The organism is Actinorugispora endophytica, assembly GCF_004363075.1.
Lineage (GTDB): Bacteria > Actinomycetota > Actinomycetes > Streptosporangiales > Streptosporangiaceae > Actinorugispora > Actinorugispora endophytica.
The window spans coordinates 48,103-70,174 of the sequence record NZ_SNYN01000022.1; the positions used below are offsets into that span (position 1 = coordinate 48,103).

13 protein-coding genes and 1 pseudogene are annotated in these 22,072 nt (G+C 73.2%); 3 read left to right on the top strand and 11 right to left on the bottom strand.

Annotated elements, in window-relative coordinates; all coding sequences use genetic code 11:
* Window positions 1-103 precede the first annotated feature (103 nt).
* Entirely contained in the window at window positions 104-1,003 is a 900-nt protein-coding gene (locus tag EV190_RS19290; protein ID WP_133742999.1) for an SDR family NAD(P)-dependent oxidoreductase, read from the bottom strand.
* 117 nt (window positions 1,004-1,120) lie between these two features.
* Window positions 1,121-2,017, bottom strand: a complete 897-nt coding sequence (locus EV190_RS19295) for a LysR family transcriptional regulator (protein ID WP_133743000.1) — start codon at window positions 2,015-2,017, stop codon at window positions 1,121-1,123.
* Between the two features lie 91 nt (window positions 2,018-2,108).
* Between EV190_RS19295 and EV190_RS19300 the strand changes: the two genes are divergently transcribed.
* Window positions 2,109-2,861 carry an alpha/beta fold hydrolase gene (locus tag EV190_RS19300; protein WP_133743001.1) on the top strand — a complete coding sequence of 251 codons (753 nt, stop codon included), beginning with the start codon at window positions 2,109-2,111 and terminating at the stop codon, window positions 2,859-2,861.
* An 811-nt stretch (window positions 2,862-3,672) separates the two neighbouring features.
* Here the strand turns inward: EV190_RS19300 and EV190_RS19305 are convergent.
* From EV190_RS19305 to EV190_RS19320, 3 genes are all read right to left on the bottom strand, one after another.
* On the bottom strand, window positions 3,673-4,539 hold the full coding sequence (locus EV190_RS19305) for an alpha/beta fold hydrolase (RefSeq protein ID WP_133743002.1): 867 nt from the start codon (window positions 4,537-4,539) through the stop codon (window positions 3,673-3,675).
* Window positions 4,540-5,117: 578 nt separating this feature from the next.
* Complete coding sequence (locus EV190_RS19315; RefSeq protein ID WP_133743003.1) at window positions 5,118-10,577, bottom strand: ATP-binding protein; 5,460 nt, start codon at window positions 10,575-10,577, stop codon at window positions 5,118-5,120.
* Between the two features lie 455 nt (window positions 10,578-11,032).
* Window positions 11,033-12,292: a DUF418 domain-containing protein gene (locus EV190_RS19320; RefSeq protein WP_133743004.1), complete on the bottom strand. Its 1,260-nt coding sequence runs from the start codon at window positions 12,290-12,292 to the stop codon at window positions 11,033-11,035.
* A 316-nt stretch (window positions 12,293-12,608) separates the two neighbouring features.
* Between EV190_RS19320 and EV190_RS19325 the strand changes: the two genes are divergently transcribed.
* Both EV190_RS19325 and EV190_RS19330 read left to right on the top strand, forming a co-directional pair.
* A complete protein-coding gene (locus EV190_RS19325; RefSeq protein WP_133743026.1) occupies window positions 12,609-13,751 on the top strand; it encodes a sensor histidine kinase in 1,143 nt (380 codons plus the stop codon).
* A complete protein-coding gene (locus EV190_RS19330; protein WP_133743005.1) occupies window positions 13,748-14,350 on the top strand; it encodes a response regulator transcription factor in 603 nt (200 codons plus the stop codon). The genes EV190_RS19325 and EV190_RS19330 overlap by 4 nt, the downstream gene beginning before the upstream one ends.
* A 66-nt stretch (window positions 14,351-14,416) precedes the next feature.
* Here the strand turns inward: EV190_RS19330 and EV190_RS19335 are convergent, their stop codons facing one another.
* The 6 genes and pseudogenes from EV190_RS19335 to EV190_RS19360 all read right to left on the bottom strand — a co-directional run bounded on the left by EV190_RS19335 (window position 14,417) and on the right by EV190_RS19360 (window position 22,070).
* Window positions 14,417-15,949, bottom strand: coding sequence for an FAD-dependent monooxygenase (locus EV190_RS19335; protein WP_133743006.1), 1,533 nt, complete (start codon window positions 15,947-15,949; stop codon window positions 14,417-14,419).
* 229 nt (window positions 15,950-16,178) lie between these two features.
* A complete protein-coding gene (locus EV190_RS19340; protein ID WP_133743007.1) occupies window positions 16,179-18,569 on the bottom strand; it encodes an ATP-binding cassette domain-containing protein in 2,391 nt (796 codons plus the stop codon).
* Window positions 18,570-18,615: 46 nt separating this feature from the next.
* Window positions 18,616-19,037: pseudogene (locus EV190_RS19345) on the bottom strand (VOC family protein).
* 426 nt (window positions 19,038-19,463) lie between these two features.
* The gene (locus EV190_RS19350; RefSeq protein WP_243742682.1) at window positions 19,464-19,850 is read right to left on the bottom strand and encodes a hypothetical protein; all 387 of its coding nucleotides are present in this window, start codon (window positions 19,848-19,850) and stop codon (window positions 19,464-19,466) included.
* Between the two features lie 747 nt (window positions 19,851-20,597).
* Window positions 20,598-21,215, bottom strand: coding sequence for a DUF1707 SHOCT-like domain-containing protein (locus tag EV190_RS19355; RefSeq protein WP_133743009.1), 618 nt, complete (start codon window positions 21,213-21,215; stop codon window positions 20,598-20,600).
* A gap of 129 nt (window positions 21,216-21,344) precedes the next feature.
* The gene (locus tag EV190_RS19360) at window positions 21,345-22,070 is read right to left on the bottom strand and encodes a VOC family protein (protein ID WP_133743010.1); all 726 of its coding nucleotides are present in this window, start codon (window positions 22,068-22,070) and stop codon (window positions 21,345-21,347) included.
* Window positions 22,071-22,072: the final 2 nt, after the last annotated feature.

Here is a 22,072-nt window from a genome sequence, read left to right on the forward strand (position 1 = left end):
CTGGCTCCGCGGGCCGGCTCGATCAGGGGGTCGAGCCGGCCGGTCTCGTCCCCCGCGCTGCCACACCCGCCCTCAGTGAGGCGACAGGCCTTTGTGCAGCGACTCACCGGTTGCTCGTCCTGTCGCGGGGCGTTGGGGAGTTCCCCACGCCGAGCTGTCCATCGCCCCTTTCCGGCTTGTCCTGTCCGCCCTCCGAAGGAGACCGACGGTCGGGGGCGAAGACGCGCGCCATCATCAGGGCGTTCCGGCGTCGGCTCATGAACCGGCTCGTGAACACGCCGAGCTTGTTGAGGTTCCCGTCGATGACGGTCGGGCCGGGGCTGCGGCGCTCGAGGTGGCGCAGCGTGGTGGTGACGACGTCCTCGGGCGTGCGCAGCCTCCCGGCGGTCAGTACTTCGGCGTCCGGCCCCATCCCGGTGGTGAAGTCGGTGGCGGTGGCGCCGGGCGAGACGGCGAACACGGTAAGGCCGGTGCCGCGCAGCTCCGTCCACAGTGATTCGGTGAAGCTGAGCACGAATGCCTTGGTGGCGCTGTAGACGGCCATCCGGGGGGACGGAAGGTAGGCGGAAACGCTGGCGAGGTTGATGACGAAGCCGTTGCCGGCGTTCACCATCTGGGGCAGGAACGCCGCGGTCAGCTGCACCGGCGCCATCGCGTGGACGGCGATCTCGGCGGTGAGCCGTCCGGGATCCGCGCCGGGGAACAGGGCGAACGAGCCGAACCCGGCACTGTTGATCAGGCTCGTGACCTGGATGCCCCGATCGGCGACCGCCTGGTGGAGTTCGTGTGCGGCGGCCGGGTGAGAGAGATCGGCCGGGATCGCCTCGATACGGGCGTCCGTGGTGCGGCGCAGCTCGTCCGCCATCGATGCCAGCCGCTCGGCGCGCCGGGCGACGATCACGAGGTTCGAACCGCGTGCGGCCAGGGCTTTGGCGAAGGCGGCTCCGATCCCGGAGCTGGCCCCGGTGAGCAGAACGGTCTGTGCGCGGTAGTCAACGGTCATGGGACCAGTCAACGGGTTTGCCGGCGGCCCCGTCCAAGACCTGTTTCGCAACCCCTCATGCAGGAGCTGCATGACGGACGGGACCGATGGGGCCTATGAGGCCGGCGGGGCCGGTGGTCAGGCGTGGCGGACGAGGAGCCGCTTCGCGGACTCGACGAACTCCGCGACGAGGGGGCTGGTGTCCGCGGACCGGGTGGCGACGACGACCTGACAGGGCTCGACCTCGTCGACTGGAACGGCGACGAGGCCGGGGCGGAGGGTGTGGCGCAGGTCGCCGGCCGGGACGACGGCGATGGCATTCCCCTCGGCGATGGCCTCGAGCTTGTCGTCGTAGGTGTCGGCAAGGGTGGGGCCGAGCGGGGCGGGACCGTTGTCCGGTCGGGGTTCGAGCCGCCAGAAGGCGGTCCAGTCGGCACCCGCGCCGGTGCAGCCGACGAGTGGTTCCGCAGAGATGTCAGCGGCGGTGACCGACTCCTTGCCTGCGAGGCGGTGGGACGCGGGCACGAGCAGGACCCGGGGCTCGGCGTAGAGGACCGCCAGGTCGAGGCCGTCGGCCGGGATCGGCAGCGGTGTGCGGATGACCAGGGCGTCGACCTGCCGGTCGGGCAGGGCGCCGGCCTCCCGCGAGCCGAGGTGGCGGGTGCGGACGTGGGCGTCGGGATGCCGGTGGCGCAGGTCGCGTACGGCGGGCGTGACGATCAGGTCGTCGGCGTACCCGATGGTGACAGTGCGCGCCGGCGCGGCGGCGCGTGCGGTGAGCACCGCCTGCTGGGCGCCGTGCACCAGCTGCTGGGCCTGGGGAAGGAACGCCGCGCCGGCGGCGGTGAGCCGGCTGCCCTGGGTGGTGCGCTCCAGCAGGCGTACGCCCAGGGCGTTCTCCAGCCGCTGGATCTGACGGCTCAGGGAGGGCTGGGCGACCCGCAGCTCCTCGGCGGCACGAGCGAAGTTCAACCGCTCGGCGACGACCGCGAAGTACCGGACCAGCCGCAGATCCAGATCGGGAAGCGCGCTCATGCCGCACAGCCTACCCGTTATGCGATTAGTGCATGACGGGGTGCGAAACGGGTCTTGGACGGCCCGCTCCGGCCTCTGCTGTCATTCACCTATGACCACTGTCTTCGTCAACGGCGTCCCCGTGACCTCCGCGGTGTGGACGCCGCTGATCAACGAGTTGTCCGAGTCCCAGCAGCAGGAGGCGGTCCTGCTCTCACCTCCGGGCTTCGGTGCGCCGCTTCCCCCGGACTTCGGGGCCACGTTCGTCGACTACCGGGACTGGCTCATCGACGAGTTGTCCCGATTCGAGGCGCCCGTCGACCTCGTCGGCCACGACTTCGGCGGAGGGTACGTCTTGGAGGTGGCGATGACCCGCCCCGACCTGCTCCGCAGCTGGGTCAGCGACACCATCGGCGGTTACGAGCCGGACTTCGCCTGGCACGAGATCGCGAAGCTATGGCAGACGCCGGGCGACGGGGAGCGCCACGTCGAGGAGCTCTTCTCGGGCGGCGTCGAGGAGCGGGCAGCGCGCATGGTCGACTGGGGCGTTCCCGAGCCGACAGCCTACGAGGTGGCGCTCGGCCAGGGCCCGCAGATGGGCAAGGCCATTCTCGCTCTGTACCGGTCCGTGCCCCAGGCGGTGCTGACCGAACGCGGCCTCGGCCTGCCCGCGGCCGCTGTCAGACCGGGTTTGGTTCCCGTCGCCACCGAGGACCACACGGCCGGCAGCGTCGCCCTCCGCCACCGCGCCGCCCGGCGTGCCGGCGCTCGCGCCGTCGACCTCGACGGGCTCGGTCACTGGTGGATGCTTCACGACCCGGCGCGGACAGCCCGCATGCTGTCAGATTTCTGGAACAGCCTGTAGCAGACCACGGCGCTCGCCACCCTCGCGGCGCTGGTCACCAGACAAGCACCGCGAGGGCCGCCCCGCCGGTGTCCCGCGGACGCGAAGGGCGGCCCCCCACACTCAGCCGATCCGCGCCCATACTCCGCGGCGACCAGCGGATGCTGCTCTCGCCTCGTCGCCCGGCTGCTCGATGCGGCCGCGCGGCAGGCCCGACTGGCAAACCTGCCGCACTCCGTCTTCCTCGGCCGGTCGCGTACCGAGATCCGACAGCCCGGCCCACCCCTTGAAGAGGGGAACAGCCGCGTCCGTCTGCGACTTCGGCGGGGATGACACCACAGGGCCCGTTGTGGTTACCCACCGGTTACTTTGTGGCTCCCCGCAGCTTCGAGAGGACCGGGCCCACACCCACCCGGGCCTGAAGGCCGAGAACCACATCCAGCTCCTGGAGCAGGCGCCGCGCGTCGACGCCGCCGTGGAAGCCGTGCCCGAGACCGGCCCGGCCGTCATCCAGGCCTCCCTCGAACCGCGCGCCTCCGACCTCCACGAGAGCCCCACTGTCCGCGAGCGCCGCTGTTTGACGTGCGAAACCACTTACCCGTGCCCGACCGAACGTGAACTGGGGATGGGAGAGCAGCCCTGACCGCCCCGCCCCCCTTGGAGGCGTCGATGTCCCGATCATGGTGTGGCTCGCCCTCGCCCCGACCAGCCCGCCTACCCACGGTGTTCGGCGTGCCGCCACGTGGCCGACCCGCACGGGCCCGCCCTCGTCCCCCAATCCTCCTCAGCCCCTAGGCCGGAGGACGGGGGCCGAGAAGGATCACCACAGGGTTTAGCGGTAGGCGCTGAAGAAGTCCGCCAGGCAAGCGACGACCGCTTCAGGGGCCTCTTCGGCCATATGGTGACCCGAGTCGATGCTCTGGCCGCGCACCTCGCGGGTCCAGGGTTTCCAGATCTCCACCGGGTCGCCGTACAGGTCTTCGAGGTCGTCTCGCAGCGACCACAGGATCAGAGCCGGGCACCGCAGCCGTCGGCCGGCGCGTCGGTCGGCTTCCTCATGGCTGCGGTCGACGGTGAGGCCGGCTCGGTAGTCCTCCAGCATGGCCCGCACCACGGCGGGGTTCCGGGTGGCCGCGCGCCACTCGTCGTAGTTCTCCTGGCCCATGGACTGCGGGTCACCGCGGTACCAGCTGTCGGGGTCGGCGTTGATGACGCGCTCGGGGGTCTCGGGCTGGGCGAAGAAGAACCAGTGCCACCAGCGGGTCGCGAAACCAGGGGTGATGCGGGCGAGGTGTTCACTGATCGGCACGCCGTCCATGAGTGCCGCGTGCGAGACCGCGCCGGGGTGGTCCAGGGCGAGCCGGAAGGCGACGTAGCTCCCGCGGTCGTGACCGGCCAGAGCGAACCGGTCGTGTCCCAGGGCTCGCATCACCTTCACCAGGTCTTCGGCGACCGCGCGCTTGGAGTACTCGGTGTGGTCCCCTGAGGGCGCGGGTCCGCGCGAGCGACCGTATCCCCGCAGGTCCGGGCAGATGACCTTGAAACCGCGTGCGACGAGTGCAGGGGCGACGCGATGCCAGGTCGCGGAGGTCCTGGGGTGGCCGTGCAGCAGCAGCACGGGAGGGCCTTCACCGCCATGGCGGACGAAGATGGAGGCGTCGCCCACCGGGATCTGCTCGGCGGTGAAGTCCTTGAACACCCGCCGAGTATCTCTCATAAACGACCGGTTGTGGGAGTTCTGCGAGACGTTCGCCGCGTGCCCCGATTCCCGCAGGTGAGCATTTGCGGAAGTCCTCCCGAAACCGATGTGTCGTGCGAGGGGTTCTGAGAGGCCGCGGTCACGGATCTGACCCCCGATCAGGCCGCGCGAGCGGTCGAAGGCCACGACTGCCCCAACGGTGAAGCACCCGCCGGCACCCCGTGCCGCACCCGGGGCGGCACGACGGCCGCGAAGTATCACACCCCCATGGTTCGTCCTGGTTCCCGCGCTGCGCGAGGAACTGGACGTCGCCGTCCCCGCAGACCGCGCGCCGGCCCCGGTCGCGCGCGACCGGGGCCGGCTCGGGGCGGCCCCGGACCAGCGACCGGTTCCACATCTCGGCGCGGCCCGCCGAGGCCGGCGACCGGGCCGTGCCCGGTCACCGGGAGGGCGACCTGGTGGTGGGCCGAAACGGCCAGAGCGCGCTCGTAGCCCGTCCCCTCCCGGAGCGGTACCCGGGCGGGCCGACGCGCACCGGTCGCGTCGGCCCGCCCGGCCGGAAGTGCCCCGGGGCGGGGTCAGCGCAGGCGGGACTCGATGGCCTCGATGATCCGGGGACGCAGCTCCGCCGCGCGGATGACGGCGTCGACGGAGCCGACCTCGACCGCGCGCCGGATGTCGTGCACCCGGTCGAACTCCGCGGCCACCTCGCCGAGCTTCTCCGAGCGGACCGACGAGCGCAGCTCGTCGAGCTCCGCGGTCAACGAGGCGCGGCCGGCGCCGGAGGCGGCCGCGACGCGGGCCTCCAGGTCCCGCACGCGCGGGTCGGCCGCCGTTCGGGCGTTGACCTCACCGGAGAACACCACCGCCGCGGCGGGCGCGCCGCCGAGCACCGAGGCGAACGAGCCCTCCAGCGCGAGCACGGTCATGTTCGGGTTCAGCGCCTTCGAGAACACCACGAACGCGCCGCCGTGGTACCGCGAGACCACGCAGAACACGATGGGGCCGCGGAAGTTCACGATCGCGCGGCCGATCTCGGCCCCGTACTCCAGCTGCAGACTCCGCATCGACTCCGGCGAGCCGTCGAAACCCGACAGGTTCGCCAGCACCACCAGCGGCCGGTTGCCGCTGGCCGCGTTGATCGCCCGCGCGGCCTTCTTCGACGACCGAGGGAACAGCGTTCCCGCGGTGTAGGTGTCCGGGCCGTCGGTAGGCGGGAAGCCGCGCCGCTGCACCGACCGCGACTCGACGCCGAGCAGGCACACCGGCATACCGCCCAGGTGCGCGTCCTGTACCACCGCGGTCTCCGCGTCGGCCATGCCCGCCCAGCGCTCCAGCACCGGGTGGTCCTGGTCGGACAGCGCCCGCATCACGGTCCGGATGTCGAACGGCTTCTTGCGGTCGGGGTTGGCCTCGGCGGAGAAGATCTCGCCCACGGTGGTGAAGTCGCTGCCCGCCACGGCGTGCGGGAAGTCGGAGACGTCGCGGTCGACGGGGTCGGTGGTCTCCGCCCGCCGCGGCGCCTCCTCCCCCGGCGCGACGTAGGAGTGGGCGTAGTGCGCCATCAGCACGTCCCGCGCGGCGGTCAGGTTCGGCGCCCAGTACTGCGCCTGCCCGTTGGGGCCCATCACCCGGTCGTAGCCGCCGATGCCGAAGTTGTCCTCGGCCGACACCCCGCCGGAGAAGTCGAGCGACTGCTTGCCGGTGAGCACCATCGCCGAGTCCGGCGTCATCACCAGGACGCCCTTGGTGTGCATGAGCATCGTCGCCTCGGCGTTCCAGTACGGCTGCGCGCCGACGTTGATGCCCGCGACCACGACGTTGATCTCGCCGCCGTCCTGGGTGAACTCGACGATCCGCTTGAGCGCCGCGGCCACCCAGTCCATGTTCTCGGTGCCCGACTCCATGGAGATCCGGGCCCCCGAGGACAGCGCGTACCACTCCACCGGCACCCGCATCCGCTCGGCCAGGTCCAGCGCCGCGATCACGCGGCGGCACTCCGGCTCCGACAGCGCGCCCAGCGACCTGGTCGGGTCGCCGAGCAGCACCACCCTGGTGACGCCCTGCGGATGGCGCGGGGTCGGCGTGGTCACCACGCCCGCGACGATCGCCGCGGTGTTGTTCCCCTTCGGCCGGTCGACCGGCACCAGCGCGTGGCCGCCGTCGAGGTCATGCTCGACGAAGTCGCCGAGCAGGCCGGTCAGCTCGTACGGGTACACCGTGTTGCGGCTGCTCGCGCGCAGCACCTTCAGGCGGTAGTCGTCGATGGGCTCGATCGGCTCGTCCGACGGCTCGCCGACGGTCAGCTCGGCGCCGCCGGCAGCGCCGAAGGAGACGCGCACGGCGATCTTGGCCAGCTCGCCGGTCTCCCGGTCGCGCTGGCGCGCGATGAACAGGATCTCCTCCAGCCCGGCGCCCACGGTCGTGGGCCGCACGCGCCCGGCGATCATCTCCAGCTCCGCGCGGGTGATGTCGATCGGAGGCCAGACGTAGACCACGATCCGGTTGGTGTTGAAGCGCTTCGTGGACGGCCGCCGCGCCTGCGCGCGGCGGATCGAGTCGAGGCAGGCGGCGACCGTGTCCTCGGCCGTGGGCAGCGAGACCAGCCTGCCGTCGTGCTCGCGCAGCTCGGTCAGGTCGCGCACCTGCGCGAACGCGACGAGGCGGTCGTCCGACGGGTTCTCCCGCGCCACGCACTGGAAGAGGTAGACCTCCTCGTCCGAGGACGGCAGCCGGGTGAGGTCGAACCTGTTCAGCCGCTCCAGCTGCATCCGCTGCGCGATGTACGGGTGCAGGCCGCGGATCAGCCGCTCCTCGGCCATCCCGGCGGCCGACGGGCGGAATGTGAAGTGGTGGTGCATCACCGCGCCGCCGCTGCCCGCGACGGTGGTGGTGACCCTGCGGACCTGGTCCGGCAGCGGGTGCGCGCTGACGGCCTCGTGCAGCGCGGCCGCCATCGCGTCGGAGTCCTCCGGCTGGTTCTCCCAGGCGAGGTAGATGTCGGCGTCGACGGGGTCCCCGCCGTCCGCCAGCTCCGCGAGCCCGCGCAGCGCGCCGCCCAGCGCCTCGAAGCCCACCGCGGAGGAGACCACGCGCGACCCCGCGCGCTCGGCGACCACGAACGCGCAGCCCGCGACCTCGCCGGTGCGGACGCCGGTGAGCTCCTTGTTGCCGTAGTACCGCCGGGTCAGCACCTCCAGCATGACCGAGTTGTCCAGGTCGTGGCGGACGATCCGCCGGCCGAGCAGCCGCACCAGCGGCTCGGTGCTGCGCACCATCTCGGCGACGCGCTCGGCACGATCGGGCGCGTCCGGGTTCGCGTCCAGGTGGCGCAGGTGCCTGCGGACGTCGGCGTAGACGCGGGCGCGGTTGCGGCGCAGCAGCGGCTGGCCGAACCAGGCGAACACCACGCCGCGCGCGAGGTCGGCGACCACGGGGAAGCGGACCTGCGTCGCGGCCACCAGCCGCTCCAGCGCGAGCCCGGCGGGCTCGCGCAGCGTCTCGTCCGGCGGCGGCTCCTGCAACCACGCGCGCAGCAGCGCCGTGACGACCGTGACGTCGGCGGACACGCGCTGCTGGGCGAGGAAGATCCGGAACACCGCGGCTTCGAGCTCGGGGGAACGCTCCAGCCCGGTGACCCCGTAGTGCCCGAGCGCCTTGGCGAGCTTGGCCTGGAACGCCTCCGGCAGCCCGGCCCGCTCGACGTCCAGGCTCTGCAGGTAGGTGTGGAAGTACTCGCGGGCGCTGTGCACGTGGTTGTCGCCGCCGTCGTCCTCGCCCGTCGGCCGGTTGCGGCTCAGCTCGGCGAGGTCGGCGAACACGTCGAGGAGTCCGATCTCCTCGGCCAGCGGCCGGTGGCCGCCCTCGGCGGCCTCCCGGCGCGCGGCGAGGTAGCCGTCGAGCACCCGGCGCTCGTCGTGCGGGTCGACGTCGAAGCCCAGCAGCAGGCTGCGCAGGTCCTCCCGGCCGCGGGTGGCGTTCTCCAGCGCCGGGGCCGTCCCGGGCTCGACGGGCAGGTCCAGCTCGACGGCCCCGGCGGCCGAGGTGTCCTCGGCTTCGGTGTCGGCGAGCGGCTCCAGCCGCAGCAGCGGCGCGCCGGTCTCCACCTGGCTGCCCACGGACACGGCGCGTTCCTTCAACCGCGCCTTGAACGGGGCCCGCAGCACCGTCTCCATCTTCATGCTCTCCAGCACCAGCACCGGCGCGCCCGCCTCGACCTCGGCGCCGACCTCCAGCGGCGTGGCGACGACCAGCGCGGGCGCGGGCGAGCGGACGACACCGCCCTCGTCGCGGCTGACCCGGTGCGTCACGCCGTCCACCTCGACCAGGTGGACCGGCCCGTGCGTGTCGGTGAGCAGGCGGTACCGGGCGCCGTTGACGACGATCCGCCCGGTGTGCCGGTCGAAGCGGTCGAGTTCGACGTCGGCGGTGCGGACCTCCTCGCCCGCCTCGACACCGACGCGGAACCGGTGCGCGCCGACCCGCGCGACGCGCACGCGGTAGCCGGCGCCGCGCAGCTTGAGCTCCAGCGGCCTGCCGCTCTCGTGCTGCACCTGCGGTCGGCCGCCGAACGCCGTCGACAGCAGGCGCTGCCGCTCGGCGCGCTCCTCCTCCTCGTACGCCTCGATGGCGGCGGCCGCCAGCGCGACGGCGGAGTGCCGGTGCGAGACGAGCCCGCCCTCGCCGCGGACGCGGTCGATCCAACCGGTGTCCGCGCTGGCGTCGACCACCTCGGGCCGGTCGAGCAGGTCGAGCACGAAGCTCTTGTTGGTCGCGCCGCCCTCGATGATCACGGTGGTCTGCGCCATCGCCCGGCGCAGCCTGCCGAGCGCCTCCTCGCGGTCGCGGCCGTAGGCGATGATCTTCGCGATCATCGAGTCGAAGTCGGCGGGGATGGTGTCGCCCTCGCTGACGCCGGTGTCCACGCGGATGCCCGGCCCGGCGGGCAGGTCCAGCCGCGCGACGCGGCCCGGGGAGGGCGCGAAGTCGCGGTCGGGGTCCTCGGCGTTCAGCCGGGCCTCCACGGCGTGCCCGTGCTCCGCCGGCGGCCCGCCTTCGAGCCTGCCGCCGGACGCCACGTGCAGCTGCGCCTTGACCAGGTCGAACCCGGTGGTGGACTCGGTGATCGGGTGCTCGACCTGCAGGCGGGTGTTGACCTCCAGGAATGCGAACAGCTTGTCGTCGGGGCGGTAGAGGAACTCGACGGTCGCCGCCCCCCGGTAGCCGACCGCGACGGCCAGCCGCTCGGCCGACGCCTTGAGCTCGGCCGTCTGCACGGGGCTGAGCACCGGCGACGCCGACTCCTCGATGACCTTCTGGTTGCGCCGCTGCACCGAGCAGTCGCGGACGCCGAGCGCCCACGCGGTGCCCTGGCCGTCGGCGATCACCTGGACCTCGACGTGGCGGGCGCCGGTGACCAGCGCCTCCAGGAACACGACGCCGCTGCCGAACGCCCGCGCGGCCTCCTGGCTGGTGCGCTCGTAGGCGTCGGCGAGCTCGGCCTCGTCGGTGACCACGCGGATGCCGCGCCCGCCGCCGCCCGCCGTCGCCTTCAGCATCAGCGGGTAGCCGATCTCGGCCGCCGCCGCCAGGGCGGCGTCCAGGGTCTCGACCGCGCCGCGGCTCCACGGCGCGACCGGCACGCCGACTTCCTCGGCGATCAGCTTCGCGCCGATCTTGTCGCCGAGCTTGCGCATGGCGTCCGCGCTCGGCCCGACGAAGGCGACCCCGACCTCCTCGCACAACTCCGCGAACGCGGGGTCCTCCGCGACGAAACCCCAGCCGACCCACGCGGCGTCGGCCCCGGTCTCCACCAGCGCGCGCTCCAGCACCTTCAGGTCGAGGTACGGGCGCGCGGACGCGGGACCGAGGTCGTAGGACAGGTCCGCCTCGCGGACGAAGGCGGCCGTGCGGTCGACGTCGGTGTACAGGGCGACGGTCTCGATCCGTGCCCCCGTCTCCGCGGCGATGTCCCGTACGGCGTGGATGAGCCGCATGGCGGCCTCACCGCGGTTGACGATGGCGATACGACTGAACACCCGATCGAGCCCTTCTGTAGACCAACGATGTGCGTGCTGCGCGGCACGACGGCACACGGCAGTGTTCCACCTTTCCGTCTCGCGGCCGTCGGCGCCATGTCGCAGACCGCGAACGTTGCGCGGCTCGGTTTGTGGGAAACGTCCAAAAACCGTCGGCCGGCCGCGCCCGGACCGCCGGAGCGGAACCGCGGCCCGACGGGTCCCCACGACGGAGGGTGACCGGCGTACGCCTGCTTCAGGCGGGCCTTTCGGCCGTGTGCCGCGTAGACCGCGAGGTCACAGCGGCCGGCGCGGCGAGGGCGGGTCGGGGCCGCGCCGCGCTGTCCGTTCCGTGAGGGTCCCGTTGATGTTCGTGACGCCGGCGTTCCACAATGCCCGTTTTGTGGAACGCCGGCGTCGAGATCATCGGCGGACCCCTCGTCCGGACGCCGAAACACCCCCGCGCCCAAGGCCCCCTACCGGGTCCCTGCGGCGCGGACCGGGCGGGGCCGGCGGTAGCTCAGCCCGCGCAGCAGGGTCTCCGCCGGGCCGCGCACCCCCGCACGGTCCATCAGGAGCGCCGCCGCCACGGTGGCCGCCCAGGTGGCGAGGGCGACGAGCGCCGCCGACCAGCTCGACAGGTGCGCGCCCAGGCCCAGCCCCCAGGCCGCCAGGAACGGGGCGAAGACCAGCGACTGGGCGAGGTAGCCGCTGAGGGAACGGCGGCCGAGGGCGACCAGTCCCCGGACGGGGAGGCTGTCGCGGGCGCCCCGGGTGGTGATCCGGTGCGCGACGAGCCCGAAGAGCGCGGCGTAGCCCACCCCGGTGAAGATCCCGGTGAAGAAGTGCGCCGTGGAGAGCACCGTCTCGTAGCCGGTGTCGACGGCGCCCACGTGCTGGAGGGCGAGCACCGCTCCGGCGGCCCACCCGACGGGGATGCCCACGGCGGCGACCCGGCGCAGCAGCGGCAGGTGGCGCGACGGTTCGTCCAGGACCCGGTGGCGTGCCGCGAGGAGGCCCATCAGGAAGGCCGTCGGCAGGGCGAGGGTGAACAGACCGGAGAACAGACCGAAGAACCAGGTGGGGAGGCGGATCACGGCGGAGAGCAGGTAGCCGGTCTCGGCGATGCTGAGCCTCTGCAGGTCGGCGGCCACGAACCCGGCCGGGGGCGCCACGAGGGCGGAGACCATCGTGAGGACGGTGATCAGGGCGCCCATGACCAGCAGGACGACCACCCAGACCTTGAGGGTGCGATCGCTCCGGCCGAAGAACAGCGGCGTCATGACGAGGCCGATGAGGCCGTAGGTCCCCAGGATGTCGCCCTGCCACAGCAGGAGGGCGTGCACCGCGCCGAAGACGAGCATCCACAGGTGCCGCCGGCGCAGGAGTCCACGGACCTGCTGCGGGCTCGTGCCGCGCGACCTCTGCCGGGCGTACGTCTGCCCGATGCCGTAGGCGAAGAGGAAGCCGAACATGGTGTGCGTCCGGGCGTCCACGACGACCAGGGTCAGGGCCTGGGCGATCCTGTCCGCGACGTTCCCGTCGGCGGGGTGCAGCAGGGCCGTGCCCGCGGGGGCGTCGTAGACGAACCACGGCACATGGGCCAGGGCGATGAGCAGCAGCATCATGCCGCGGGCGAGGTCCGGTGCCAGGGCGCGTTCCGCGACCGGGGTCGAACGCGCCGGGGTTCCGGTGTCGGATGTGGAGGGCGGGCCTTCGGTATGGTCGGTCGTCATGGTGACGGGCTCCAGGTTGCCTGTGTCGGAGGTCGAAGTGGCCGACACCGGTCACCGGTGTCGAGGACACGACGCCACCGTCGCCCACCGGCGCCGTCCCCGGCAGTGGGGCCGCGTCACCGTTCTCCCGTGACGTTTCCGAGGGCGAACCCATGACGCGGTGTCACTGGTGGACGCGGCGGAGCGGAAGCAGACTGGGGGCGCGCGCCCGGCGCCCGACCACGCGGGGCGTCCCCGCGCGGACGCGCCGCCCGCCCGTGTCCGGGACGGAGGTCTGCGCGTGGTGGCCGTGGACACGAGCCTGGAGGGGGCCCGCATGACGTCCGAGCAGACCGAGGCGACACAGGGCCGGCTGCGCAGACTCCACCTCGACATCGTCTCCGGCTCGATCTCCGCCGTCGGGGCGCTGCTGGTGGCGATCGACGCCGATTCCTGGTGGGAAGCGCTCCTCATGGGCGCGAGCCTGTCCGCGACCCTGGTGGCCGTCAGCCGGTGGACCGTGGGCCGCCTCCCCCGCGCCGCGCTCCCCGCGCTGGTCGTCACCGCGGCCGTGTGGCTCTTCGGAGTGCTGGGCGCGCACAGCACGGCGGCGTCCTACGGCTTCGCCATCGTGGTCACCATCGTCGTCTTCGAGCTGCCGCGCCACCGGCGGGCGGTGATCGCGGGAACCGCCGCCGCCGCCGTCGCCGTGATCGCGGCGAAACTGGCGGTGGCGCGCGAGGACGCGGTCGACATCCTGGTCCAGTACGTCCTCGTCTCCCCGTGCGTCGCCGCGGGAGGGGTCGTCCTCGCCACCCTGGGCCACGCGGTCCACGGCCTCATCGGGGAGCTGGAGGAGGCGCGGGAACGCGAGGCGGAACTGGCCGTCGCCCGGGAGCGCGTGCGTTTCGCCGGCGACCTGCACGACATCCAGGGCCACACGCTGCACGTGGTGAAGTTGAAGACCGCGCTGGCCCGGAGACTGGTGCGCGTCGACGCCGGGCGGGCCGAGGAGGAGCTCGAGGAGATCCACACCCTGGTCGGCGACACCATCACCCGGACCAGGGAGCTCGCCTACGCGCAACGGCGGCTCAACCTGTCCGCGGAGCTGGAGAACGCCAAGAACCTCTTCGAGGCCGCGGGCATCCGCGTGCGCGTCGACCGCGAGGCCGATGCCGACGCGCACGCGGGCGAGCTGCTCGGCCAGGTCCTGCGGGAGACGACGACCAACATCCTGCGCCACGCCCAGGCCGGGCAGGTGCGGATCACCCTCTCGCGGAGGGGCATCACCATCGTCAACGACGGCGTGCGGGAGGCCCCGCTTCCGGAGCTCAGGGGGCTCGCCGCCCTCCGCGAACGGGTGGCGGGCAGCGGCGGCGAGCTGACGGTGGAACAGAGGGACGGGCGGTTCCTGACGGCCGCGGCGTTTTCGCGCCCTTCCCCGGAACAGCCCCCCACGACGAGGAAGGACGACCGTTGACCACCGTGGTGCTCGCCGACGACGAGGCCCTGCTGCGCAAGGCGCTGGCCGCCCTGCTCCCGCTCGAGGGCGAGGTCACCGTGCTCGCCGAGGCCGAGGACGGCGCGGCGGCGGTGCGGGCCACGCTGCGCCACCGGCCCGACGTGCTCGTCATCGACCTGGAGATGCCCGGTGTGGACGGGCTCGGCGCCGTCGCGCAGATCCGCCGCGAGCTGCCGGAGCAGGTGGTCCTCATGCTGACCCGCCACGCCAGGCCCGGCGTGCTGCGCAAGGCCCTGAAGCTCGGGGTCCGGGGCTTCGTCAGCAAGTCCGCGGAACCGGCGCACATCGCCTGGGTCCTCACCGTCCTGCACGAGGGCAGGCGGTGGATCGACCCGGACGTCTCCGCGCTCGCCGTCATCGACGACTGCCCGCTCACCGACCGCGAGGCCGACGTGCTGCGGGCGACCGGCGAGGGGTACTCGGCCGCCGACATCGCCGCCCGGCTCCACCTGGCGGAAGGCACGGTGCGCAACTACCTCTCCAACGCGATGCGCAAGACCCAGAGCCGGACCCGGCACGAGGCGGCGCGGTACGCGCGGGAACACGACTGGCTGTAGGCCGCGCCCCCTCCCGCCGGTCGTGGCCTTTCCGGGGTTTCGACCGCCTCCGGGACCCCGGAGAGGTCACGAGGGGACACCGAACCAGTCGCGGAGCGCTCCGCGCAGCGCGGGCACGGCGGTTGCGGCGGGTTCGCCGACGGCCGCCGCCCAGGCGACGTGGGCGTCCGGGCGGATCAGGAGGGCGTCGGCCGGCCGGTGGCCGGTTCCGGCGGTGTGGACGTCGACGCGGGGCCGCCAGCCCCGGGCGGCCTCGCGAAGGTCCGGGCGGTCGGCGAGGACCAGGAGGACCGGCCGCGCGGTGCGCATGAGTTCCGCGACGCTGCTCGCGCCCCGGCCGGCGCGCAGGGCGAGGTCGGGTGCGAACGCGCCGGTCAAGGCGTGGTGGTCGGCGCCGGGCAGCGGGTAGCGGATGTCGGCGCCGGCGACGAGCGCCCCGATGCGGCGCAGCGGCTGCTCGTCGGCGAACAGCTCCAGGAAGACCTCCCGAAGCGCTTGGGCGGCGGGGTCGTCCCCGCGCCTCAGCGCCACCTGGGCCTGGGTGTGCAGCAGCGTACGCGCGCCGGCGAAGTGGCGTTCGCGGTGGTAGGTGTCCAGCAGGCCGGCCGGCGCCCAGCCGTGGACGGCGGCGGCCAGCTTCCAGGCGAGGTTGACGGTGTCGAGCAGGCCGGCGTTGAGCGCCACGCCCGTGGCGGGGAACAGGTGCGCCGCGTCCCCGGCCAGCAGGATCCGCCCGTCGCGGTACCGTTCGGCCTGCCGGGCCTGGAAGGAGAAGCGCGACAGCCGGATCGGCTCCCCCAGGGGAAGGTCCGCGCCGAGCACGCGGCGGACGCTGTCTCCGAGCTCGGCCAGGGTCATCGGCGCGTCGTCGGGTTCGGCGGGACCGTCTTCGGTGGTGGAGACGAGCAGCACCTCGGAGGTGAGCCACCCGAGCCCGAAGACACCGCGACCGGTCCGGGTGAAGCGGCCCGCGCGGACCCTGCCCAGCCCGGGGACGTCGAGGTCGCCGTCGCCCAGCCGGGTCACCGAGTCGGGCACGGTGACCTGGCCGAGCCGGTTGACCTCCGGATAGGTGGTGCCGGGGAACGGGATGCCGGCCGCGTCGCGGACCCGGCCGCGCGCGCCGTCGCAGCCCACGAGGTACCGGGCGGTCACCCGGTACGGCCCGTCCGGGCCGCGCACGTCCACGGTCACCGCGGCGTCGTCCTGACCGGCCCCGACCACCTCGTGTCCGCGGCGTATGTCGGCGCCGAGTTCCCGGGCGCGCTCGTCGAGCAGGCGTTCGAGCCGCGGCTGCGGGAGCGTCAGCCCCCGCAGCGGGGGGTCCTCCAGGTGGGAGAGGTCGAAGTGCACGCCGCCGAACGGGAACCGGGAGGCCGGGTGGCCGGGGCCGGCAGCGGCCGCTTCGAACCGGTCCAGCAGACCTCGGTAGCGCAGCAGCCGCAGGATCTGCCCGCCGAGGCCGTTGGCCTTGGGGATGTCCCCGGGCCGCGGCCGCCGTTCCAGTACCAGCGGCCGCACCCCGGCCAGGCGCAGTTCACCGGCCAGCATCAGGCCGGCCGGGCCCGCGCCCGCGATGACCACGTCGGCGTCCGTCACCGGCCACCCCCTTCACGGTCCTGCACCGCGTCCCCGCGCCTCCCCGCCGTCGACGACAGCACACGCACCCCGCCACCCCCTGCGCTCGTGGATCCCGGCCTCGGCCGGCGCCCCGACGGCACGACCCCGGTCGTGCCGCACGCCTTCCCCGGCGCACTGTACGCCGAACGGGGGAAAGCGGCCGAGACAGGGGAGGGAACCCGCCTCGCGGCCTCCGCGGGGGCCGCGGTCAGGCGCCGACGTAGGCCGCGAGGTGCTCGCCGGTGAGGGTGGAGCGGGCGGCGACGAGGTCGGCGGGGGTGCCCTCGAAGACGATCCGGCCGCCGTCGTGGCCGGCGCCGGGGCCGAGGTCGATGATCCAGTCGGCGTGCGCCATGACCGCCTGGTGGTGCTCGACGACGATGACCGACTTGCCGGAGTCGACGAGCCGGTCGAGCAGGCCGAGCAGCTGCTCGACGTCGGCGAGGTGCAGGCCGGTGGTCGGCTCGTCCAGGACGTAGACGCCGCCCTTCCCGGCCATGTGCGCGGCCAGCTTGAGCCGCTGCCGCTCGCCGCCCGACAGCGTGGTGAGCGGCTGGCCGAGGCCGAGGTAGCCGAGCCCGACGTCGGCGAGCCGGACCAGGATCCTGTGCGCCGCCGGGATCCGCGCCTCCCCGTCCCCGAAGAACTCCACGGCCTCGGCCACCGGCATCGCGAGCACCTCGCCGATGTCGCGGCCGCCGAGGGTGTACTCCAGCACGGACGCCCGGAACCGCCTGCCCTCGCACTCCTCGCAAGGGGTGGCGACGCCGGCCATCATCGCCAGGTCGGTGTAGACGACGCCGGCGCCGCCGCAGTCGGGGCAGGCGCCCTCGGAGTTGGCGCTGAACAGCGCCGGCTTCACGCCGTTGGCCTTCGCGAACGCCTTGCGGATCGGGTCGAGCAGCCCGGTGTAGGTCGCCGGGTTGCTCCGGCGCGAACCGCGGATCGCCGCCTGGTCGACCGACACCACCCCGGCGTCCTTGGGCATTGACCCGTGGAGCAGCGAGCTCTTGCCCGAACCCGCGACGCCGGTGACGGCGACGAGCACCCCGAGCGGGATGTCGACGTCGACGTCGCGCAGGTTGTGCGCGTTCGCCCCCCGGATCGCGAGCGCGCCGGCCGGCTTGCGCACCGTCTCCTTGAGCGTCGCCCGGTCGTCGAGGTGGCGGCCGGTGAGCGTGGCGCCGGAGCGCAGCTCCTCGACGGTGCCCTCGAAGCAGACGGTGCCGCCCGCCGCGCCCGCGCCGGGGCCGAGGTCGACGACGTGGTCGGCGATCGCGATCACCTCCGGCTTGTGCTCCACGACGAGCACCGTGTTGCCCTTGTCCCGCAGTCGCAGCAGCAGGGCGTTCATCCGCTGGATGTCGTGGGGGTGCAGGCCGATGGTGGGCTCGTCGAAGACGTAGGTGGTGTCGGTGAGCGAGGAGCCGAGGTGGCGGACCAGCTTCACGCGCTGGGCCTCGCCGCCCGACAGCGTGCCCGCCGGCCGGTCGAGCGAGAGGTAGCCCAGCCCGATCTCCACGAACGAGTCGAGGGTCCGCCCCAGTGCGGCGAGCAGCGGCGCCACCGACGGCTCGTCGAGGCCGCGGACCCATCCGGCCAGGTCGCTGATCTGCATCGCGCACGCGTCGGCGATGCCGACCCCGCCGATCCGCGACGACCGGGCCGCCTCGCTGAGACGCGTGCCGCCGCACTCGGGGCAGGCGGTGAAGGTGACCGCCCGGTCCACGAACGCCCGGATGTGCGGCTGCATCGCCTCCCGGTCCTTGGAGAGGAACGACTTGCGGATCTTGGGGACCAGCCCCTCGTAGGTGAGGTTGACGCCGTTGACCTTCACCTTGGTGGGCTCGCGGTAGAGGAAGTCCTGGCGCTCCTGCTCGGTGTAGTCGCGGATCGGCTTGTCCGGGTCGACGAAGCCCGACTCGCTGAAGAGCCGCACCGTCCACCAGCCGTCCGTCTTGTAGCCGGGGACGGTGATCGCGCCCTCGGCGAGCGACTTGCCGTCGTCGTAGAGCTGGGACAGGTCGATGTCGGTCACGCGGCCCGTGCCCTCGCAGCGCGCGCACATGCCGCCGACGCGGTCGAAAGTCTGCTTCACGGTCGTGCGGTTCCCGCGCTCGACGGTGATCGCGCCGCTCGCCCGCACCGAGGCGGTGTTGAACGAGAACGCGTTGGGCGAGCCGATGTGCGGCCGCCCGAGCCGGCTGAAGAGGACGCGCAGCATCGCGTTGGCGTCGGTGGCGGTGCCGACGGTGGAGCGGGGGTTGGCGCCCATGCGCTCCTGGTCGACGATGATCGCGGTCGTCAGCCCTTCGAGCACGTCGACCTCGGGCCGCGCCGGCGTCGGCATGAAGCCCTGCACGAAGGCGCTGTAGGTCTCGTTGACCATCCGCTGCGACTCCGCGGCGATCGTGCCGAACACCAGCGAGCTCTTGCCCGAGCCGGAGACGCCGGTGAACACCGTCAGCCGGCGCTTGGGGATCTCGACGCTGACGTCCCTGAGGTTGTTCACGCGCGCGCCGTGCACGCGGATCAGGTCGTGGCCGTCGGCGGCGTGCGGGGCGTGCGGCCGCGTGTCCGTCCCCGTGGTCGTGCTCATCGTGTCTCCATCTGTTCGGGGGTTGTCTGCTGGGGTGCGGGCCCCTTCACGGAGTCCGTCCGGTCCGGGTCGCGGCCGGGTCCTCGGCCGGGCGGCTCAGCGCGTCTGCCGGATGCGGGCCAGGTTTCCCGAGAAGGCCGCGGACGCCGTACGGCTGCTCGGTCGGCTCCTGGACGACTCGGCGCCGCCGGCCCGCACCTTGGCGGCCGGCATGACTCAGCCGCAGGTCCCCCTGGCCATCACCCGGGTGATGGTGCGGCGCCCGTCCTCGGTGGTCCCGGGGTCGGAGGCCGGCGGCGCCAGGAGGATGGAGGTGTCGGGCCGGCCAGCGGGGCCGGCCGTGATCCAGCGCGTCCTGCCCTGCCCGACGTCGCCGCGGACCTCGAAGCCGAGGGCGTCGCGGTAGAAGGCCGCGGACGCGTCCGGGTCGTCGTGCGGGAGGAAGCCCGTGTGGATGGTGATCTCCATGGCGACAACGCTAGCCGCCGCCCGATGGCCGGCGCTTCTCGATTCCTGACCGGTCCGGTCACCCGTTTCGCCGCGCCGAGTACGGGAAAACCTCGGCGACCCGGCCCACGGACTTCAGGCGCGGGACACCAGGGGCGCCTCTTCCCTCTCGTATGCCTCACCGGCGCTGTCCGCCGGGGTCTTCAGCACACCCGCCCGGTGTACTCGCGCCTGGGAAAGCCGCTCGGTGGGCAACTCATACAAGGAGGGCGCATAACCCCGCTCCGATCCGCTCGCGTACGCGCGGCGCTGTGCGCATCTCCCAGACGTTCCGCCTGGTGCGCGGCAGCGGGCACATCCCCGACGTCCTGCACCGCGACCGCCAGGACAAGGAGAAGAGCGCGGAGGAAAACTCCGCGACCTTACCGCCCTGCGCCGTCAGGCCGCTCAGCTCGTCCTGTGGAGCTCCTGCGTGACCTGCCCGTCCGGATCGGACTGGAAGTACAGCGTGTCCTGGTCGTCCACATAGAGCTGGATCCCGCCGGTCATGCCGAGCCCGCCGTCCTCGACCCCCAAGTACACGAAGTCGCTCGAAGTGCCCGGATCCTCGTACTCCCAGCTGCCGCTGAAATCGACCGGGGCCGCGCCCTCGCCCGTCGTCACACCGGTGGCCGAGAACGTGCCCTCCGCCGTGAGCTCGATCTGCCCGCCGTCGCCGCTGCGGTACACACCGGGCAGTTTCTCCGGGTCGACCGCCCCCGAGCACCCCGAGACGAGCACCGCGGAAGCGGCGAGCACGGCGAAGAGCCGCCGTCCGCTCGCCCTCTTGCGCATCACGGGCCCAGCGTATCGCCTGCGGTGAGCGTCCCGTGGTCCGTGACGTGCTTGTCGGCGCCGTCGAAGCCGCCGAGCATGCGGGCGTCCATCCAGATGTGACCCGGCTCACACTTCCCGGTCCGCTGCCGTTCGTTGAGGAAGTGGTCGAGGGCCCCTGCGTGTGCCCGTGCTCACGGTCGATGCGGGTGAACCCGTCGGCCGGGCCGAAACACCGCGACCTGGGGCCGGTGCCGCTGCCGTGCTCGATGACGCGCGCTCGGACGCGCGGCATGAGGCCGAACTCCCCGGACACGCGCTGCCACCGACCGGTGGGGCTGCACGCCCTCAGCGCCGGATCCGGCTTCCCCCGACAAGGAGTGGGGCCCTCCCCCGTACCGTCTATGGAGTCTCCGGCGCGGGGGTGGTTGGCGTGCCGGTGCTTCGGGTGGGTCTTTCGGCCTCACGCCACGCGGATCGCGGGGTCACGGCGGGCGGCGACGGCGGGCGGGGGCCGCGCCCGTGATGTCCGTTGCGTGAGGGTTCCGTTGACGGTCTTGGGCTTTCTGCCCGTTTCGGGGCCGGGAAGGGCGGAAAGCCCGTGATCGTTCCGGGAGGGCGGGACCGCCCCCCCGAACCGCCGCGCAGCGGACATCCGGCGGGGACGCGCGGGCCTCCGGCCCCGCCCGCCGTCGCCGCTCGTCGTAACAGGTCCTGAGGGGACCCCGCCCCGGCAGAGCCCCGAATCGCCCCCGCGTCGGAGCCTCCCTAGCCCCGCGTCGGGTTGCCGTCCAGTTTGCGCCGTTCCCGGCGGTTGGGGTGGCGGATGGTGACCCCCGCCATGCCGCCGGATCCGGTGAGCCGGATCAGCGGGGTTCCCGGGAGCCGGTCGGGCGTGGTCTTGTCCCTCAGGCCGCCGATGCCGGGGTCCGTGCCGCTGGTGTCCGCGGCCCAGCCGTCGGGGATGACGACCGTGACGCCGGCGGTCTCCCCGTACGCCTCCACCGTGATCTCCGTGAGGCGGCACTCGGCCCGGGTGAAGTCGATCTTCGCTCCTCCCATGCCTCCGTGGGCGATCACGCGCCCGGGGACCTCCCAGCGGCCGGGGCCCAGAGACGCCCCGTACACGCCGCCCTTGAGCACCAGCGGCGGCCGGTCCCCCGGGGAGTCCGGCCTCGGCAGGTCGGCGGTCAGGACGGCCAACTCGGCGTGGGTCCTGGACTTCAGCGCCTGTTCCAGGCGCGAGTCCAGCTCATCGAGGTCGATTCGCCCCTCGGCTGCCGCGTCGCGCAGCTGCTCCACCACCGCTTCCCGGTCGTCGTGAGAGGCGCGGAGCCCATCTGACGGAGCAGGGCGCGGGGAGGGCTCCGAAGGCTGGATCGTCATGGACACAAGGATAAGCAGCCAGCGGACCGGGACGGCGCCCCTCAGGCCAGCGCGCCTGGACGGCCCGGTTGCCCGTCGTCGCCAGGACATCGGCGCCTGACGGGCCGGCCCCCATCGCCGCTTTCCGGCTCATCCTGTCCGCCCCCTTTCCAGCTCCGCGGCGTTGGCCAGCGCGTCGGCGAGCCGCTCGCGCTGGGCGTCGTCCAGGGCGGTGCTCCGGGCCCGGTCCAGCAGCCGTCCGGCGTGGTCGGGGTCGTCGAGGCGGACCGCCAGTTCGGCCCGGTAGACGAGGGCCTCCACGAGCACGGTGACCGGGGCGGAGCCGTCGTGCCGGGCGAGCTTCCCGTCGAGGATCCTGGCGGCCTGGCGGTGGTCGCCCCTGGACTCGCCGAGGACGACCGCGTTCTCCAGCGCCGCCGCGAGCGGCCCGCCCGCGGCGGCGCCGTCATCGCCGTGCGGCTCGTCTCCGCGGCGGAAGACGCGGATCCAGTTGCCTCCGGGGTCCACGACGGTGAACCCCGAGGCGTTGCCGGTGTTCTTGCGCCTGCGCGGGCGGGTGATCCGCGGGATGCCCGAGAGAAGGAGCTTCCCGTGGGCGGCGCGCATGCCCGCGGCGAACTCCTCGAAGAGCGCGGCGGTGTCGGCCACGGCGACGACGCACGAGCCGTAGGACTGCTCCGGGTCGAAGCCGGCGATCGCGGCGAAGTGCAGTTCGATCCCGCCGCGCCGCACGATGACGTAGGGGTTCGGGCGGGTCTGGCGGTAGGTCGTGTCGAAGCCGAGCAGGCGGTAGAAGTCGGCGGTCTCGTCGATGTCCGCGCACGGCAGGATCGGGATGGTGGTCTCGTCCGTCACGG